16 protein-coding genes and 2 tRNA genes are annotated in these 18372 nt (G+C 69.1%); 13 read left to right on the top strand and 5 right to left on the bottom strand.

The genetic code is table 11. From position 1 onward, the window contains the following. Positions 1 to 13: 13 nt before the first annotated feature. A complete protein-coding gene (locus tag ACU6RU_RS01335; protein ID WP_120263291.1) occupies positions 14 to 682 on the bottom strand; it encodes a response regulator transcription factor in 669 nt (222 codons plus the stop codon). 13 nt (positions 683 to 695) lie between these two features. After that, positions 696 to 1976 (bottom strand): sensor histidine kinase, encoded by a 1281-nt coding sequence (locus tag ACU6RU_RS01330; RefSeq protein ID WP_289331007.1) that lies wholly within the window; start codon positions 1974 to 1976, stop codon positions 696 to 698. Between the two features lie 78 nt (positions 1977 to 2054). Between ACU6RU_RS01330 and ACU6RU_RS01325 the strand changes: the two genes are divergently transcribed. The 5 genes from ACU6RU_RS01325 (at position 2055) to ACU6RU_RS01305 (ending at position 5526) form a co-directional block, all read left to right on the top strand. Beyond that, the gene (locus tag ACU6RU_RS01325; protein ID WP_120263289.1) at positions 2055 to 2915 is read left to right on the top strand and encodes a hypothetical protein; all 861 of its coding nucleotides are present in this window, start codon (positions 2055 to 2057) and stop codon (positions 2913 to 2915) included. Between the two features lie 44 nt (positions 2916 to 2959). Then, a complete protein-coding gene (locus tag ACU6RU_RS01320) occupies positions 2960 to 3757 on the top strand; it encodes an inositol monophosphatase family protein (RefSeq protein WP_120263288.1) in 798 nt (265 codons plus the stop codon). Positions 3758 to 3893: 136 nt separating this feature from the next. Continuing rightward, positions 3894 to 5294 carry a M23 family metallopeptidase gene (locus ACU6RU_RS01315; RefSeq protein WP_259455229.1) on the top strand — a complete coding sequence of 467 codons (1401 nt, stop codon included), beginning with the start codon at positions 3894 to 3896 and terminating at the stop codon, positions 5292 to 5294. 63 nt (positions 5295 to 5357) lie between these two features. After that, positions 5358 to 5429 (top strand) — tRNA-Thr (locus ACU6RU_RS01310). 23 nt (positions 5430 to 5452) lie between these two features. After that, a tRNA-Met gene (locus tag ACU6RU_RS01305) sits at positions 5453 to 5526 on the top strand. Positions 5527 to 6264: 738 nt separating this feature from the next. Here the strand turns inward: ACU6RU_RS01305 and ACU6RU_RS01300 are convergent. Beyond that, on the bottom strand, positions 6265 to 7584 hold the full coding sequence (locus tag ACU6RU_RS01300) for a cytochrome P450 (RefSeq protein WP_446725702.1): 1320 nt from the start codon (positions 7582 to 7584) through the stop codon (positions 6265 to 6267). A gap of 62 nt (positions 7585 to 7646) precedes the next feature. Beyond that, complete coding sequence (locus ACU6RU_RS01295; protein WP_446725701.1) at positions 7647 to 8567, bottom strand: DUF368 domain-containing protein; 921 nt, start codon at positions 8565 to 8567, stop codon at positions 7647 to 7649. A 142-nt stretch (positions 8568 to 8709) separates the two neighbouring features. Between ACU6RU_RS01295 and ACU6RU_RS01290 the strand changes: the two genes are divergently transcribed. The 6 genes from ACU6RU_RS01290 to ACU6RU_RS01265 all read left to right on the top strand — a co-directional run bounded on the left by ACU6RU_RS01290 (position 8710) and on the right by ACU6RU_RS01265 (position 13687). After that, a complete protein-coding gene (locus ACU6RU_RS01290; protein WP_120264380.1) occupies positions 8710 to 9069 on the top strand; it encodes a sugar ABC transporter ATPase in 360 nt (119 codons plus the stop codon). Continuing rightward, positions 9066 to 10856 (top strand): glycoside hydrolase family 15 protein, encoded by a 1791-nt coding sequence (locus tag ACU6RU_RS01285; RefSeq protein WP_446725700.1) that lies wholly within the window; start codon positions 9066 to 9068, stop codon positions 10854 to 10856. Before ACU6RU_RS01290 ends, ACU6RU_RS01285 begins: the two co-directional genes overlap by 4 nt. After that, positions 10846 to 11730, top strand: a complete 885-nt coding sequence (locus ACU6RU_RS01280; RefSeq protein WP_120263284.1) for an SMP-30/gluconolactonase/LRE family protein — start codon at positions 10846 to 10848, stop codon at positions 11728 to 11730. Before ACU6RU_RS01285 ends, ACU6RU_RS01280 begins: the two co-directional genes overlap by 11 nt. A gap of 53 nt (positions 11731 to 11783) precedes the next feature. Next, a complete protein-coding gene (locus tag ACU6RU_RS01275) occupies positions 11784 to 12680 on the top strand; it encodes an SDR family oxidoreductase (protein ID WP_289331011.1) in 897 nt (298 codons plus the stop codon). 93 nt (positions 12681 to 12773) lie between these two features. Continuing rightward, complete coding sequence (locus ACU6RU_RS01270) at positions 12774 to 13268, top strand: MarR family winged helix-turn-helix transcriptional regulator (RefSeq protein ID WP_446725699.1); 495 nt, start codon at positions 12774 to 12776, stop codon at positions 13266 to 13268. Further along, positions 13265 to 13687 carry an organic hydroperoxide resistance protein gene (locus tag ACU6RU_RS01265; protein WP_446725698.1) on the top strand — a complete coding sequence of 141 codons (423 nt, stop codon included), beginning with the start codon at positions 13265 to 13267 and terminating at the stop codon, positions 13685 to 13687. Before ACU6RU_RS01270 ends, ACU6RU_RS01265 begins: the two co-directional genes overlap by 4 nt. 24 nt (positions 13688 to 13711) lie before the next feature. Here ACU6RU_RS01265 and ACU6RU_RS01260 read toward each other — a convergent pair whose 3' ends face one another. Beyond that, positions 13712 to 14407 (bottom strand): GTP pyrophosphokinase, encoded by a 696-nt coding sequence (locus ACU6RU_RS01260; protein WP_023952117.1) that lies wholly within the window; start codon positions 14405 to 14407, stop codon positions 13712 to 13714. Positions 14408 to 14547: 140 nt separating this feature from the next. Between ACU6RU_RS01260 and ACU6RU_RS01255 the strand changes: the two genes are divergently transcribed. Then, positions 14548 to 16275 carry an ABC transporter ATP-binding protein gene (locus ACU6RU_RS01255; RefSeq protein ID WP_412938331.1) on the top strand — a complete coding sequence of 576 codons (1728 nt, stop codon included), beginning with the start codon at positions 14548 to 14550 and terminating at the stop codon, positions 16273 to 16275. Beyond that, positions 16272 to 18329: an ABC transporter ATP-binding protein gene (locus ACU6RU_RS01250; RefSeq protein ID WP_446725697.1), complete on the top strand. Its 2058-nt coding sequence runs from the start codon at positions 16272 to 16274 to the stop codon at positions 18327 to 18329. The genes ACU6RU_RS01255 and ACU6RU_RS01250 overlap by 4 nt, the downstream gene beginning before the upstream one ends. Positions 18330 to 18372 lie beyond the last annotated feature (43 nt).

Here is an 18372-nt window from a genome sequence, read left to right as displayed (position 1 = left end):
CGGATGAGACAACTCAGAGCCGGTTGCGTGTTCCCCACAGTGCGAGCTGCGTCCGGTCGGCGAGATCGAGCTTCTTGAGCGCGGAATGCAGTTGCGATCGCACGGTGTGCACCGAGACCTGGAGCCTCTCGGCGATGCCCTCGTTGCTCGTCACGCCGCCGGCGAGCACCGAGATCACGCGACGCTCGGCCGAGGTCAGCAGAGCGCTCGCCTCCGGGTCTTCGGGCCCTCCGCCGCGGCGGACGAACTCACGGATCAGGGGCGCCGTCACTCGCGACGACACGAGGGCCTCGCCCCGGGCCGCCGCATAGATCGCACCGACGAGCTGGTCGGAGTCGTGACTCTTGAGCAGGTAGCCGACGGCACCGGAATCCAGTGCTTCACTGACGTATCCGTCGATGGCGAAGCTCGTCATGACGATGACGGCGATGGGCGCGCGGCCGTCTTCGGGGCGCGCGAGCAGGCGTGTCGCGGACAGTCCCGACATCTGCGGCATCTGGATGTCCATGAGCACGACGTCGGCACGCTCGGTTCGGGCGACGTGCACGGCGTCGATGCCGTTCGAGACCTCGCCGACGACCTGGATGCCGGGGGCGCCTTCCAGCTGAAGCCGCAGCCCTCGGCGCACAGCACGATTGTCGTCGGCGATCAGCACGCGGATGCGCTCGGCTCCACGAGTCATACCGTTCTCCCTGTCAGGCGATCGGGTCGATCGGGATCGTGATCCGCACGTCCCATCCGCCGGTCGGCGTCGGCCCTGCGAACAGTGTGCCCCTCAGTAGCTCGACGCGCTCGCGCATTCCCCGCAGGCCCCAGCCGAGATCGAGGCCCGGGACCGGCATCGATTCGCTGTTCGGTGCCCCATTGACGACGCGGACGATGAGTTCGTCCTCAGCCTCGGCCACCGTCACGGTCACACTGACCGGCGCCCCGGGAGCGTGCTTGGCGGCGTTCGTCAGGGCCTCCTGGAGAACGCGGTACGCGGTGGTCGAGACGACGGCCGGAAGGTCGGACACCGCACCGGACAGCTCGAACGAGACCGGCATGCCGCGCTGCGACCAGAACTCCACCAGCTCGCCCGCACGACGCAGGTCGCGTGTCGTCTCCGCGGGTGCCGCTGCTTCGGCGTGCAGGTCGCTCAGCGCGCCCGCGAGGCTCGCCGCCGCGAACCGGCCCTCGTTCCGTACCTCGCCGACCAGACGGATCGCCTCGTCGGGACGGGCGGGCGCAAGCGAGATGGCGGCGTCGGCGAGCGTCACGAGCCCGGCCAGGTGCTGACCGGCGACATCGTGCAGCTCCTGCGCGATGCGGGCGCGCTCCCGCTCGCGAGCGTCGTTGACGCGCGCATCGTGCTCTTGGCGCGCCAGTTCGGCCTGCTCGCGGGCGAGCGTGACCTTCCGCACCTGCGCGCCCCACCAGATCCCCAACGCGGTCGCCCCGAGAGCCGGGGCGGTGAACCGGAAGAACTCGTTCGCCATGAAGGTCACGGCGGCCCCGGCGTCGCCCGCGTAGACGACGGCCCAGACGAAGAGGCCTCCCATGCCGAGCATGACCACGCCGAGGAAGCACACGATCGCCGACGTCGCCGGCACCCGGCTCGCCAGGAGGAACTGCGCGAGCGCCACGACCAGGTACATGCCGATGAGCCAGTTGGGCACGTCGAAGGTGGCGAGGAGGACGAGGTACACCGCGACGGTCGCGACGACCGCCGTGCGCGGCCACCGATCGCTCAGCAGAAGCGCGGACGCCTGGGCCACGCAGGCCACGGTGAGGATGACGCACAGCACGGGTATCGAGACCGAGAACGGCCAGTCGATGGGGCCGGCCAACATCGCGGTGATCGGCGTCGCGAGCACCTGGAGGGTCGTCATCACCGACACGATGGCGACCAGGATCGCCGACGCGCGACGCGTGCGGAAGAAGGTGCGCGTCGCGGACTCGTCGAATCCGACGCCGGGCTCTCGGGGTGGGTTCACCACAGAATCCTCTCAGCCCCGCAGAGAAGGCCCGTGCATGCCAGGATGTGATGAGTCAGCGCGGAAGGAAACCTGTCGATGAGCAAGCCCATCACATCTCCCGAATCGAACAAGCTGCTGCGCGCCGCGATCTGGGTCGCCATCGGCGCGCTCATCGCCGCCGCGATCGTCTGCGTCGTCTGGGTGCTGGTCGGGTCGGGTACCGGAATCGTCGCCCGCGCCTTCATGACGGTGCTGCTGCTCGCGGGTTTCGCGGGCATCTCGATCCTCGAATCGCACCTCGCCGGTCGTCGCCCCGCCTGGTTCGCTCTGACCAGCATGGGCAGCTGGGTGGTCGCGCTGCTGATCGGCGCCGTCATGATCTGGCTGCCGTCGCCGACCGAGAGCTTCGGATGGGGCTACGAGCGGTTCATGCGCTTCCTGCTGGTGCTGCTGATCCTGCAGCTGGCGCTGCTGCACCTGCGCCTCTTCACGAAGGCTTACTCGCGCAACCCCACGACGTTCCTCTCGATCGTCACCTACACGACCATCGCCTTCCTCGGGATCGTCGCCGTCATGCTGATCGTGCCGCTCGTCGGCGGCGAGTGGTTCGACTTCCTGCCGATCTACTGGCGCGTCGTGGTCGCGCTGACGATCCTCGCCGCGGTCGGCACCGCGCTGGTTCCACTGGTGAACGCCCTGCTGATGCCGCGCGCCCCTCAGCCGGCCGCATCGGCGCCGTGGCCGACCTACGCCGACGGGCGCACGCCGCTGCCCGTCCTAGGCGACGGATCGCCCGACTGGCAGGCCTACTACACCGGGCGTCCCACCTACCCGCAGGCCTACGCACCCGCACAGCCCGCACAGGCAGCGCCGCCCGCGGCGGCTCCCGCCCAGCCGGGCTACCAGGACTACCCGCCGCCCCCGCCGCTGCCGGACCAGCCGATCGCTCCCCGTTGACGGCCCGGGCTCGGTGAGCCCGGGAACCCCGTAGCGTGGGTGGCATGGTGCAAGCGCGAGAGCTCACAGACCTGGCCATCGAGATCGCCCGCGAGGCGGGAGCGCTCGCGCGCCGTCGCCGCAGCGAGGGAGTCGCCATCGCCGCGACGAAGTCAGCGCTCGCCGACATCGTCACCGAGGCCGACCGTGAGGTCGAGCTCCTCATCCGCGATCGCATCGCCCAGGCGCGACCCGAGGACGGCTTCCTCGGTGAGGAATCCGGAGCCGAGCGCGGCGCGAGCGGCCTCACCTGGGTCGTCGATCCCATCGACGGCACGGTGAACTACGCCTACGGCATCCCGCACTACGCCGTCAGCATCGCGGTGGTCGATGGCGAACCCGATCCGCAGGAGTGGGAGGCGGTCGCCGCGGCCGTCTTCTCGCCGGTCGTCGACGAGCTGTTCCGCGCGACCGTGGGCGAAGGTGCGTGGCTGGGCGATATGCGTCTGGCGGTGTCCGAGCCGACGGATGCCGGCGCACTGCTGGCCACGGGGTTCGGCTACGACCCCGCCACCCACGCGGGAGACCTCGCTCGGCTCGGACGCATCATGCCCATCGCGCGCGACATCCGCCGCGCCGGGGCCGCATCGCTCGATCTGGCCTACGTCGCGGCCGGGCGGCTCGACGGCTACGTCGAGCGCGGCCTGCAGCCCTGGGATCACGCGGCGGGCGCGCTCCTGGTCGCCGAGGCCGGGGGAGTGGTGACCGGGATGCCCGGAGAGCGCCCTGGGCGCACCATGACGATCGCGGCGTCGCCGGCTCTCCACAGCCAGCTGACCGAACGGGTTTTCCACGAAAGCTGACGCGTAGATCGCATTCCCAGCCGCAAGTCGTTAGTGTTTACCCGTTCGTTATCTTCGGAACCCGATCCGGAGGCCGGACACCACCCGGAAAGTTTCCGCCGCGTACGAGCGCGCGCTGTTTTCGAGAGCCTGCGATTTGACTTCTGAGACCACCCCCACCGAGGCCGCGTCCTCGCGACCCTCGGCAGGGGAACCGTCGCCCACCCCGGCGACCGGTCTCACGCAGAGCACGGGTCTCACGCGCGCGCAGTGGCGGCGGCTGATGGCCGAGGCCGAGCTCGCCGCGAAGGCGGCCGACATCCCGACCGACGACGTCGCGAAGATCGATCAGGCGCCCGAGGCGCCGAGCGCCGAGATCCCCGTCGCCGCGACGAGCGCAACGGTCGACGCAGCCGGTACCGAGCGCGATGACGAGGCTGATGCTGAGACCGACGAGCTGGTTCTCACCGTCGTCGACGGCGACGCCTACGCGGGCTCCGATCTCATCACGCCCTCGCGGCGTCGTCGCGCAGGTTCGACGATCGAGCGCCCCGCAGCTCAGGGCGAGTCGTTCGGCCCTGCTGCCGTCGACTCCTCGAACGCCGAGAGGGCGGATGCCGGTGACGCGGACTCGGCAGGCGCTTCGGGCGCGGCGGACGAGAGCACTCAGTCTTCCGACACGCACGACGTCGACGAGTTCGAGTTCGCCGCACGGTTGTTCTCGTTCACCGCTCAGACCCCGGTGCAGGTCGCCGAGGCGTCCATCGCCGAGCACCAGCAGCGCACGCGCGAGGTCACGGTCGCACGCCCCGGACGTCTGCGCCGTGTGGGCAAGCGCGTCGCAGCGGCATCCGTCTCGATGAGTGCCGTCGCCGCCGTCGGCCTTCTCGCCGTCGGCCTGACGAGCCCTGCCGCCGCTGTCTTCGCCTCTGGTGACACCGGTCGCGACATCACCGCCGAAGCGCCCCGCACGGCGGCGTCGGTCGAGCCCGAAGAGATCCAGGCGTATGTCTCCTCACCCACGACGGGTGTGACCTTCGATCGCAGCGACACCTTCGATGTGACTTCCGTCTCGGAGATCGCCGCCGACTCGGGTGTCACGAACTTCGCCGGCACGTGGGTCAACGACCCCAACGCCGCGATCCAGTGGCCGTTCCCGGTCGGAGTTCCGATCTCGGCGCAGTTCGGCTCGGTCTCCTACCTGTCGGAGTTCTCCCGTCCGCACCGCGGCGTCGACCTGACCCCCGGAGCGGGCGCCGAGATCCACGCCGTCGCGGGGGGAACAGTGCGCATCGCGACCGAGGCGGGCGGCGACTACGGCGTGACCGTCGTCATCGACCACAACATCGACGGCGAACTGGTCTCGACCCGGTACGGACACATGCAGTACGGCTCGCTCAAGGTGAAGGTCGGCGACACGATCGAGCCCGGCGAGATCATCGGCAAGGTCGGCAGCACCGGCAAGTCGACCGGTGCTCACCTGCACCTCGAGGTGCTGCTCGGTGGCACCACCCAGACCGATCCGATCGCGTGGCTCGAGGAGCACACGAAGCGCTGACCTGATTCGGTCTGAGGGCGCCGAGATGGTATCCTCTTCTAGTTGCCCGCTTGCGGGTGGCACGCCCCGATAGCTCAGTGGCAGAGCACTTCCATGGTAAGGAAGGGGTCGTCAGTTCAATCCTGACTCGGGGCTCGCAGCATCCTCGGATGCGTTGCGGCAGGGTAGCTCAGTTGGTGAGAGCGCACGACTCATAATCGTGAGGTCGCGGGTTCAAGCCCCGCTCCTGCTACAGATGACAACCCCCGGAATCCCCGGGGGTTTTGTCGTATCCGGGCACGTTCGAGCATCGAACCGAATCGGGCTCGGCGCGTCCTTGTGCTTAGGGCCAGACGCAGCATGGGCGCCGCGTCGACGCAATCAGCCGAACCTTGTGGTATCCCGACCCATCATCACTTCTCGATCCTTCGAGGTCCCACTTGGGCCGGGAAAGTGGACGGCAAACCCGGCCCAAGTGGGACCTCCCGGGGGCAGCGGGGCAGCGGGGCAGGTCAGCGGCGACGTGCCCGGGAACGAGAAGGCGCCCGGGGCCCCTCCAGAGCCCCGGGCGCAGGTCGGGCGCGAGACGAGGACCTAACTCGCGGCCGAGGTGTCGAGCAGGCCCGCCCTGCTCCCCATCAGCGCTAGATCGCACCCGACGTCACGATCATGCCTCGCATGGCAGAAAGCCGGCGCACGCGGGCTGCGTCTCGCCGTCGGCCAGAAAAAGCTGGTCAAGCGCCTTAAATATGCCGCGTTAGGTTGGTCTGAGACGGTCATCGACGTCGATGTTCGGCGCGAGATTTCATCCGATCGGATGACGCCGGGCTCCTCTCGCGTCCCGGAAACCAGAACGCCCCGACATCCGAAGATGCGGGGCGTTCTACGATCCGGGGGGAAGATCGTCGACGTCATCGACGCTAGGGCTTCCCGGCCGGTCCGTCGAGTCGGCCGTTCGGGGGACACGGTCCTCGCACCTCGGTAGCGCGGGTCAGCGCCGATGGAACGGGCAGCCGCCACCGGCGCCCGTGGCGCGAACACGGCCCCCTGACGCGGGCTTGGTCGGCAGCCGGCGCGTGTTCACCTCGAGGCCGTCGCCGAGGATCGTGACGCCAGGATGGCTCAGCGCGGCGATCGCCGTCGCGAGCCCCGCGATCGCGAGCTTCTCGCCGGGGCAGCGGTGGCCCGTGGCGACATCCGCGCCGCCGTGGGGGATGAAGGCGGGGAGTGCCTCGTAGTCGTCGACACCGATGAAGCGCTCGGGCGTGAACTCGCCGGCGCGCTCCCACGAGCGATCATCGAGGTTGGTCCCGAGGATGTCGAGCACGATGCGGCCGCCCGCCGCGACGCGCTGGCCGTCGAGCTCGATGTCGGCGACCGCGCGCGCGGGAAGCATCGGCACGAACGGGGCTGTTCGGCGGACTTCCTGGGCGAACGCGACGGCGAGCGGGCCGCCGTCGAGCGTCTCGCGCTCGGCCGTTTCCGCGGCGATGCGCTGGCGCCATTCGGGACGATCGTGCAGTTCCTTCGCGGCGAAAGCCACGAACCGTGCAACCGCGATCATCGGGCGCATGCTGTTCTGCAGCTCGATGCCGGCCAGCCGGGCCGGGAGAAGCACGCCGGCACGGTCGCGGTGCCAGGCCCACGCGTCCAGGGCGGTGCCGGGGTCGGAATCGAGATCGCCGTCGCGCACCGCCTCGATGAGGTGCTGGGCGTGACGGTCCGACCAGCGGCGATTCACCCAGGCGAGGAGGTACTCGGGGGAGTACGGAACGCCGAAACCGTCGACGATCTGCGCGAGCCGGGCCGCCCATCGTGTCTTCGCCGCGGGGGTTCCCGGAAGCCCCGCCCACTGCATGACGGCTCGCCCGAAGGCGCCCACCGCCGCGTCGTAGGCAGAGCGATCACCGCCGGCGACCCACTCGTCGATTTCGCTCCGCCACTGCGCGACCAGGTGAGGTCGGAGCCGCTCCACCTGCTCGTCCTCGTAAGCGACGTCGAGGAACGTCGCCTTGCGGTGGCGGTGGTCCTGCCCGTCGAGGCTGTGCACAGACCCGTGTCCGAACAGTGTCTCCTGAACGATGCCCGGCATCGCACCGTGACGGTGAACGCGGTCTTCGTCGTAGAACACCTCGACACCCTCCGCACCCCGGACGAAGATGGCGGGATCGCCGAGCAGACCCATGGGGGCCGAGCGTGCGCCGGCTCGTACCCGCTTCCAGATGCGTTCGCCGAACCCGTACCCGCGCAGCAGCAGCTGCGGAGAGTCGTCGGTCAGCGTGCGTGCAGCGGCGGTGATCGAAGACGTCATGACTCCACGCTCACACCTCGGCGCCGACGAGCCGAGGGGGAGGCGGATCATGCCGACGTGTGCTACCCCGCCGCGCCGGACTCGAGCCGTCGAGCGGCGCGGCGCAGCACCGCCGATTCGATGAGCAGCACACCGCCCACAGCGGCCGCGCCCAGCACGACGAGGAGCAGCACCGTCACGGCATCCGGTCCGGGAGGCTGAACCGCGCCATCCTCCTGCCACGGCCACAGGGCGCGGAGCGAGCCGACCATCAGGCCGGTCATCATCGCCAGCATGACGCGCCGTCGGTGGACCAGCAGCCACTGCAGCACCGAGACGAAGAGGCCGAGTCCGACCATCGCGCCGAGGATGAAGACGCCCAGATAGACCAGATCACGCTCGTTCACCGCGGCCAGGGTGGGCGCGTACATGCCGACGGCCAGCAGGATGAACGAGCCCGAGACGCCGGGCACGACCAATGCGCACACGGCGAACGCCGCCGCGAGCGCGACAACGGGAAGGGGCGGCTCGAGCGGATCGATCTGGGGGAGGCTCGTGAGGGCGAACCCCGCGATCGCTCCGACGACGGCGACCGCGTACTCGCGCATCCGCCAGCGCCCGCCGACCATACGGATCGGAACGACGAGCGACGCCAGGATGAGGCCGGCGAAGAGCGCCCGCGATGCGACGGGCTCGGCTTCGATGAGAGGAGCGAGGATCGCGGACGCCGCGAGGACCGCTGCGATCATGCCGAACCCGACGGGGAGGACGACCGACCAGCGCACGGCGGCGAACTCCGCCCGGGCGCGGGCGAGGCCCCGGCCGCGCGCACCGTCGGCGACGAAGCGAGCCACACCTCGGGCGAGGTGGCCGGCCGAATCGATGAGCGTCTCGTAGACCCCGACGATGAGTGCGACGGTGCCGCCGCTGACACCGGGGATGATCTCGACCGAGCCGATCAGAGCGCCGCGACCGGCATCCAAGAGCATTCGGGCGACGGGCATGGGCGACCTCCGAGAGAACGACGACGGAGCGTTCCAGGCTACCCGTGACCGCCTGAGCGACCTGTGGCAGGCCCCGTTACCGCGCGTCCGGGCCCGGTGCAAGTGGCTCGACGGATTCATCGGCCCCGCGCATCGTGGAGTCATGTCCAACGCATTCAACGACGACCTCGCCCGCCCCGCCGCAGCCGAGGACGCCGGCATCCAGCCGCTGCGCGACGGCGATGCGACCAGCGTGGCCGACCCCGATCTCGACCCCGCCCAGCGCGAGTGGGACCGTACGGAGGCGATCGACGAGGCGCTCGACGCCGGTGTCGACCCCGCCGAGCTCGACACGGCCACCGCGACGAGCGACGACCCCGCGCACATCCCGTCGGAAGACGACGAGATCCCGGCCGAAGACCTGCCGTCCGCGTACGAGCAGCCGGAGACCCAGGGAGAGGACCCGGTCATCGCCGAACTCGGCGAGGACGGCGAGGGCGACATCGACGACGAGGGCATGTGACCGCCGGTATCGAGTCGTACGCGCCGATCGGCGACGGCCGCACCGTGGCACTGATCGGCCTGGACGGCAGCGTCGACTGGCTGCCGCTTCCCGACCTCACCTCGACGCCCGTCTTCGCGCGCCTGCTCGACAGTGAGACGGGCGGATGCCTCGAACTCACCCCTACGGAGGACTACGAGACCACGCGTCGATACGTCCCCGACACGAACGTCCTGGAGACGACCTTCACCACCGTTCGCGGGTCCGTCACGGTCACCGACGCGATGGTGTCGGGCGTCGCGGGACGCATGCCGTGGGCGGAGCTCGCTCGCCGCATCGACGGCCTCGACGGCACGGTGCCCATGGCCTGGCGCATCCATCCCGGAACATCGCTTCGCACGGCATCGCCCTGGATCGAGCGCACCCAGCACGGCGACGTGATCCGCAGCGGCAAGACCGCCCTCGTCGTGGTGGGGTTCGAGCACGGTCCGGATGCCCCCGATCCCGACGGTACGAGCGGCCCCCGCCTGACCGGGTCGTTCACCGCCTCGGCCGGTTCGCGCCACCTCATCGCGCTCGCCGCGACGCACGACGAGCCCCTGCACCTCCCCGACCCGCGCAACGTCGACGTCGGCATCGACCGCACGATCGAGAACTGGCGTCACTGGTCCGAGGTCTTCTCCTACGAAGGGCCGTGGCAGGAACGCATCCAGCGCAGCGCGCTCGCCCTCAAGCTCCTCATCTTCAGCCCCACGGGAGCGATCGCCGCCGCTGCGACCACCTCTCTGCCCGAGAACCCCGCGGGCGGCAAGAACTGGGATTACCGCTACGCCTGGGTGCGCGACCTCGCCTACACCGCGCACGCGCTCGTGCGCTTCGGGCTCCGCGAAGAGACGCACGCTGCGCTGTCATGGATGCTGCGCACGATCCGCGATCACGGCCCCGAGCTGCACGTCATGTACACGCTGAACGGCGAGCTCGTGCCCGACGCTCGCGAGTACCCCGTGCCCGGCTGGCAGGGCAACCAGCCCGTCGTGACCGGCAACCCGGCGCGCGAGCAGCTCCAGCTCGGCGTCTACGGCGACCTCATGGCCATCTGCCGCACGTATGTCGACGCGGGCAACGTGCTCGACGTCGGAACGGCACGGATGCTGGCGGGCGTCGCCGATCGCACCTGCGATCTGTGGCGCAACCCCGACTCGGGCATGTGGGAGCTGCCGGAAGAGCGGCACTACACCTCGTCGAAGATGGGCTGCTGGAAGGCCCTCGACGACGCCGTCGCGCTCGCCGAGAGCGGCGCGATTCCCGGGAGCGCCGAGCGGTGGAAGGCGGAGCGCGAGCGCATCCGGCTCTGGATCGACGAGAACTGCTGGTCCGAGGCCAAGTCGGCGTACGTCTTCTACGCCGGGTCCGACGAGCTCGACGCCTCCGTGCTGCTGCACGCGCCCACCGGCTTCGACCGGGGCGAACGGATGTCGACGACGATCGACGCCCTCACCGACGAACTGGGAGCCGGGCCGCTGCTGTACCGCTACAGCGGGGTCTTCGAAGAGGAGAAGACGTTCGTCGCCTGCGCGTTCTGGCGCGCCGAGGCACTCGCGTGCGTCGGCAGGCACGACGAGGCGCTCGATCTCGTCGACCGGCTCGTCGCCCTGGCGAACGACGTGGGCATCTATGCCGAGATGATCGACGCTGACGACGGCACAGCGTGGGGGAACACCCCGCAGGCCCTCAGTCACCTCGCGTTCATCGCGACCGTGCTCACCATTCGCGACGTCGTCCCCGAGGAGGCCCTCCGTGGCCGATGAGATCGAGGTCTTCCGCAACACGCGTGCCGTGCTCGTCGAGAGCATCTGGTGGGATGACCGCACCGACGAAGTCGTGTGGGTCGACATCACGGCCGGCCTTCTGCATCGCGGCCCCCTCGACGGCGCCGTCGACGGCAGCGACGACCGGGTCGTCGAGCTGCCGCCGCCGTTGTCCGCCGTGCAGCCGGCTGCCGGAGGCGGGTACGTCGCCGCGCTGAAGGACCGCGTCGTCCTGCTCGACGCGGACGGCCGCATCGAGCGCGATCTCGCGGCGCTGCGCCACCGTCACGACGGGATGCGTCTGAACGAGGGCAAGGTCGACCCCTTCGGCCGCTTCGTCGTCGGTGCCATGGAGCTCACGAGCGACGATCCCGATGCGACGCTCTGGTCGGTCGAACCCGACGGCGGCGTCCGCGTGCTCGGCGGCGGGTACGGCGTCGCCAACGGCTTCGAGTGGTCCGACGACGGCCGCACGATGTACGTCACCGACACCGCGACCTCGACGGTCTACCGCGCGGCATACGGATCGGAGGGCGAGCTCGGCGAACTCGAGCCCTTCCTCGTCGGGCGGGCGAGCGACGGACTGACTCTGGCGACCGACGGCTCGTTCTTCAACGGCCTGTACGGCGAGGGGACAGTGGCCCGCTGGAGCGCCGACGGCGACGTCGTCGCGGAGATCGCGATGCCCTCACCGAATATCACCTCGGTGGCGTTCGCCGGGCCCGACCTCGACGTGCTCCTCGTCGGGTCGGCGCGAGAGAACCTCACCGAGGAGCAGTTGCAGCGGCATCCCCTCTCGGGCGGGATCTTCCGGCTCGCACCGGGAGCGACCGGCCGCCGCATCCACACGTTCGGGTCCTCGTCGATCGACTGATCGACGGTTTCGCCAGACGACCACCCCTAGGAAGACCGATGGAAGGAGACACCATGTCCCGTGACCAGTACACCTTCGTCAACCCCGCCGAGCTGTACGCGGACATCGAGCCCGAGAAGCAGCACATGGATGAGCCGGGCCTCGACGCCGACCTGACGCCGAAGGCCGACCTCGGCGAGGAAAGCTACCGCGGCAGCGGCCGCCTCGCCGGGCGCAAGGCGCTCATCACGGGCGGCGACTCGGGGATCGGCGCGGCGACCGCCATCGCCTTCGCCCGCGAGGGAGCCGACGTGGCCATCTCGTACCTCCCCGAGGAGGAAGAGGACGCCCAGCGCATCGCCGGGATCCTGAAGGATGCCGGTGTGACCGTCGCGCAGCTCCCGGGCGACCTGCGCGATCCGGAGTACTGCCGCTCGCTCGTCGCCGACACCGTCTCGGCACTCGGCGGAATCGACATCCTCGTCAACAACGGCGGCAAGCAGATCTTCCAGTACGAGCTGGCCGATCTGACCGACGAGCAGTTCGACGACACCTTCAAGACCAACGTCTACGCGATGTTCTGGATCACGAAGGCCGCGCTCCCGCACCTGCCGGCCGGCGCCTCGATCATCAACACCACGTCGATCCAGGCCTACTCGCCGTCGGAGACGCTCGTGGACTACGCCTCGACGAAGGCGACGATCAACACGTTCACCAAGGCCCTCGCCCAGCAGCTCGCACCGAAGGGCATCCGCGTGAACGCGGTCGCACCCGGCCCGATCTGGACGCCGCTGCAGCCGAGCGACGGCCAGCCGCAGGAGAAGATCGACAGCTTCGGCGAGGAGACCCCGCTCGGACGCATGGGCCAGCCGGCCGAGCTCGCGCCCGCCTATGTGTTCCTCGCATCGGCGGAGTCGAGCTATGTGGCGGGGGAGACGCTGAACGTCAACGGCGGCATGCCCACGCCCTGATCTCATCGTGAAGACGTGCGCCGGCGGCCTGGGCTGTCGGCGCACGTCTTCGACATATTGATTGTGCACAACCTAGTTGTGTACAGTGGATGTATGGAACCGACGGAGCATATGGTCTGCTTCTCCCTCTACGCCGCGTCGCGAGCGACGACGAAGGCGTACGCGGCTCTCCTCGAGCCCCACGGGCTGACCTACCCGCAGTACCTCGTGCTCGTCCTGCTGTGGAACCGCGACAGCCGCAGCGTGAGCGACCTGGGCGAGGCGCTCGACCTCGACTCGGGCACCCTGTCGCCGCTGCTGCGTCGGATGACGCGCGACGGTCTCGTCGAACGTGGTCGCGACAGCGCCGACGAGCGGGTCGTGACCGTCTCGCTCACGGCGCGCGGCCGCGAGCTGCGGACGGACCTCGCTCATATCCCCGCCTGCATAGCCGGGGGGATGGGCGTGACGGTCGACGGCGCTCGCCAGCTGATCGCCGCCCTCACGGAGCTGGCTGACGGGATGCGCGACACCACCGCCGATCTGCGCGCCACTTCCCGCGCCGCGAAGACCACCACCCACAAGGAAATGAAGGAGGAGCACGCATGAGCGCTCTCTACACCGCCGAAGCACTCTCGACGGGCGCCGGCCGCAACGGTCACGTCCGCACCACCGACGGTCGCGTCGACCTCGAGATGGCCATCCCGAAGGAGATGGGCGGCTCGGGCAACGGTTCGAACCCCGAGCAGCTGTTCGCCGCCGGCTACGCCGCCTGCTTCCACTCCGCCCTGCAGATGGTGGCCCGCTCGAAGAAGATCGATGTGACCGACTCGGCCGTCGGCGGCCAGGTGCAGATCCACCCGACGGATGCCGGCGGCTTCTCGCTCTCCGTCGTGCTCGAGGTCGTGCTCCCCGGCGTCGATCGTGACGTCGCGCAGGAGCTCGCCGACGCCGCGCACCAGGTCTGCCCGTACTCGAACGCGACCCGCGGCAACATCCCCGTCGAGATCACGGTCTCGGAGGACTGATCGCCGCCTCCCCGCGTCGAGTGCTCAGATGCGCACGACGCGGGGACGGTGCCGCACCTCGCGGTGCAGCCTCTCCATCTTCGCGTCGAGCTCGGCGGCCGTCTCGGCCGCGTCCTTGAGCTCCGCGATCAGCTCCGCCGGCACGTTCGCGGCGAACTTGTAGTAGATCTTGTGCTCGAGGCTCGCCCAGAAGTCCATCGCGATGGTGCGGAACTGGACCTCGACGGGAACGGTGATGCGTCCCGTGGAGAGGAAGACGGGCACCTCGACGATCGCGTGCAGGCTCTTGTAGCCGTTGGGCTTGGGCTCGGCGATGTAGTCCTTGACGGTCCGCACCTCGATGTCGTCCTGGGCCGTCAGCAGATCGAACAGCCGGTAGGCGTCCTGCGTGAAGCTGCAGGTCACGCGTACGCCGGCGATGTCGGTGATGTGCTCGCGGATCGACGCGAACTCGGGCTCGACGCCCTTCCGGACGACCTTCTCGACGATGCCGTCGGGTGACTTGAGCCGGCTCGACAGATGCTCGATCGGGTTGTAGTCGTGCAACTGCTGGAACTCATCGCGCAGGATCTGCAGCTTCGTCTCGATCTCCTGCATCCCGAAGCGGTACTCCAGGAGGAACTGCTGGAACTCGTCGCGCAGGCTCCGCAGCTCCTGGGGCGAGAAGTTCTGCAGACCGTCGGTGATCGAGAGCGGGGGCACGGAGCTGCCGGTCGTCATGGGATCGACGGTACAGAGGTGGCATCGGCGGCGGCTGTGAGGATCGTCAGTCGTTCGCCGGAGGCGCAACCCCGGGGCCCGGTGCGTGTCGGAACCCGGCGTTAGCATGAACCGTCCGGCCGACTCGCTCAAGGAGACCCATGCTCGGCAAGCTCCTGTTCCGCTACCTGCGCACCTATCGGTGGCTCCTCCTGGGCGTGCTGGTCTTCCAGTTCGGCTCCGCGATGGCCTCGCTGTACCTCCCTCGACTGAACGCCGACATCATCGACAACGGCGTCGCGCGCGGCGACACGGCCTACATCTGGTCACGCGGCGCCATCATGCTCGTCATCGCCCTCGGGCAGATCGTCGCGTCGGTCGTCGCGACCCTGTGCGCGGCGCGTGCCGCGATGGCTGCGGGGCGCGACATCCGACGCGACGTGTTCGAGAAGGTGAGCGGATTCTCCGAGCGCGAGGTCTCGCGCTTCGGCCCGGGCACGCTCATCACGCGCAACACCAACGACGTGCAACAGGTGCAGATGCTCGCGATGATGGGCGCCACGATGCTCGTCACGGCGCCCATGCTGGCGATCGGCGGCGTCATCATGGCGCTGCAGCAGGATGTCGGACTGAGCTGGCTCATCGGGGTCGCAGTGCCGCTCCTGCTCGTCGTCGCGGGGCTCATCATCGGCCGTATGGTGCCCCTGTTCCGGCAGTTCCAGACCCGCCTCGACAACGTCAACCGCATCATGCGCGAGCAGCTCACGGGCGTTCGGGTCGTGCGGGCCTTCGTTCGCGAGCGCATCGAGGAGCAGCGTTTCCGCGGAGCCAACACCGACATCATGATCGTCGGGCGCAAAGTGGGGTCGCTGTTCGTGCTGATGTTCCCGCTGGCGATGCTCGTGCTCAACGTCACGGTCGTCGGCGTCATCTGGTTCGGCGGCATCCAGGTCGATCAGGGCAACGTGCAGATCGGCACGCTCTTCGCTTTCATGCAGTACGTCGGTCAGATCCTCATGGGTGTGCTCATGGCGACGTTCATGACGATCATGATCCCGCGAGCCGCCGTGTCGGCCGACCGCATCGGCGAGGTGCTCTCCTCGCACGATGCCCTCGAGCGGCCCACGTCACCGGTGCGAGAGTTCCCCGAGCCGGGCGCCGTCGTGTTCGACGACGTCTCATTCACCTATCCGGGCGCGGACTCGCCGGTGCTCGAGGGAATCTCGTTCCGCGCGGCGCCCGGTGAGACGGTCGCCGTGGTGGGGTCGACGGGTTCGGGCAAGACGACACTGGTCTCGTTGATACCTCGGCTGTTCGACGTCACCGGAGGAGCCGTCACCGTGGCCGGGGTCGACGTGCGGCAGGCCGACCTCGATCTCCTCTGGGGCGGCATCGGCTATGTGCCGCAACGTGCCTTCCTGTTCACCGGCACGGTCGCCTCGAATCTGCGGTTCGGCCGCGAGGAGGCGACCGACGACGAGCTGTGGCAGGCGCTCGAGATCGCGCAGGGCCGCGACTTCGTCGCCGAGATGGAAGGCGGCCTCGACGCTCGCATCGCGCAGGGCGGAACGAACGTCTCCGGCGGGCAGCGTCAGCGACTCGCCATCGCCCGGGCGATCGTGCGTCGCCCCGACATCCTGGTCTTCGACGACTCGTTCTCGGCGCTCGACCTGACCACCGACGCGCGCCTGCGCGAGGCCCTGTGGCGCGAGCTGCCGCAGGTCACGAAGATCGTCGTCGCCCAGCGGATCTCGACCGTGACCGGCGCCGACCGCATCCTCGTCCTCGACGACGGGCGGATGGCGGGTCTCGGCACGCACGACGAGCTTCTCGAGTCCAACGAGACGTATCGCGAGATCGTCGAATCGCAGCTGGGAGTGGACGCATGAGCGCCGACAACCTCACCGAAGAGGAGCGGGCCGAGCTCGAGCTCGCGGAACAGGCCCGTCAGAACTCAGGCAGCTGGGACAGCGTCGCGCCCGGCAAAGCGGCGAAGTTCGGGCCGAGCTTCCTGCGGATGATCGGTCTGCTGCGTCCCTACGCGCTCGTCTTCGGCCTCATGACGGTTCTCGGCGCGGTCGGCGTGCTCCTCGCGGTTCTCGCGCCCCGCGTCCTCGGTGACGCGACCAACCTGATCTTCGAGGGCGTCGTCTCGGCTAACCTCGGCTCGCAGTTCCCCGCGGGAACGAGCCAAGAGGATGTCGTCGCCGCCCTCAACGCGGCGGGTCAGACCGATATCGCGAACCTCGTCGGTGCGATGCAGAACTTCCAGGTCGGCGCCGGCGTCGACTTCGACCGTCTGAAGTGGGTCGTCGTCACCGTCCTGGCGATCTATGTCGGTTCCGCGGTGCTGACGTGGCTGCAGGGCTTCGTCATCAACATCATCATGGTCCGCACGATGTGGCGCCTGCGCGAGTCGGTCGAGGCGAAGATCAACCGACTGCCGCTGGCGTACTTCGACCGTGTTCAGCGGGGCGAGCTGATCTCTCGGGTCACGAACGACATCGACAACATCACCCAGACGATGCAGCAGTCGCTCTCGACCGCGCTGACGAGCGTGCTGACGGTCGTCGGTGTGCTCTTCATGATGTTCTCGATCTCGTGGCAGCTCGCGCTCGTGGCACTCGTCTCGTTGCCGCTCATGGCGGTGATCTTCGGTGTGATCGGACCCCGGTCGCAGAAGGCTTTCGCCGTGCAGTGGCGCAAGGTCGGGCGCTTGAACGCCCGCGTCGAGGAGTCCTTCTCGGGACACGCCCTCGTCCGGGTCTACGGCCGCGAGCGCGACGCGCGCGAGAAGTTCGCCGCCGAGAACGACGAGCTGTTCGAGGCGGCGTTCAAGGCGCAGTTCCTGTCGGGCCTGATCATGCCCGGGATGACCTTCATCGGAAACCTCACGTACGTCGGCATCGCGGTGCTGGGCGGGCTGATGGTCGCCTCGGGTCAGTTGCGGCTCGGCGACGTGCAGGCCTTCATCCAGTATTCGCAGCAGTTCACCCAGCCGCTGTCCGAGCTCGGCGGCATGGCTGCTGTCGTGCAGTCGGGCACGGCGTCGGCCGAGCGGGTGTTCGAGCTGCTCGACGAAGACGAGCAGGAGCCCGACGCGCCCGACGCCGAGCCGGTGCGCGGCGGTCGCGGCGTCATCGAGTTCGAGCATGTCCGCTTCGCCTACTCGCCCGACAAGCCCCTCATCACCGACCTGACGTTCCGGGTCGAGCCGGGGCAGACGGTCGCGATCGTGGGTCCGACGGGAGCGGGCAAGACCACGCTCGTGAACCTCCTCATGCGCTTCTACGAGCTCGACGGCGGCCGCATCCTGCTCGACGGCCAGGACATCTCCGAGCTCTCCCGCGACGACGTGCGCTCGCGCACGGGCATGGTGCTGCAAGACCCCTGGCTCTTCGCCGGGACCATCCGCGACAACATCCGTTACGGCCGCGAGAGCGCGACCGACGACGAGATCGTCGAGGCGGCGATCGCGACGCGCGTCGACCGGTTCGTCCACTCGCTGCCCGACGGGTACGACACGGTGCTCGACGAGGATGCCGCGAACGTCTCGGCCGGCGAGAAGCAGCTCATCACGATCGCGCGCGCCTTCGTGGCGCAGCCGGCGGTGCTCATCCTCGATGAGGCGACGAGCTCGGTCGACACGCGTACCGAGCTGCTGCTCCAGCAGGCGATGTCGGCGCTGCGCGAAGGACGCACCTCGTTCGTCATCGCGCACCGGCTCTCGACCATCCGCGACGCCGATCTGATCCTCGTGATGGAACACGGCGACATCGTCGAGAAGGGTTCGCACGACGAACTGATCGCCGCTCAGGGCGCCTACTGGCGCCTCTACCGATCGCAGTTCGAGCAGGCGGCGACGGAGCAGGTGGAAGCGGTCGCCGAGCTCGGTTCGGTAGACGACGAAGCGGACAGCCGGCCGGTCTCCGCCGATCGGTAGTCTGAACGAGGCGGATCGGCGCCCGACGCGAGAGAAGGCAGAG

Source organism: Microbacterium sp. F1-18, assembly GCF_052921305.1.
This window is presented reverse-complemented; position numbering and strand designations above follow the sequence as displayed.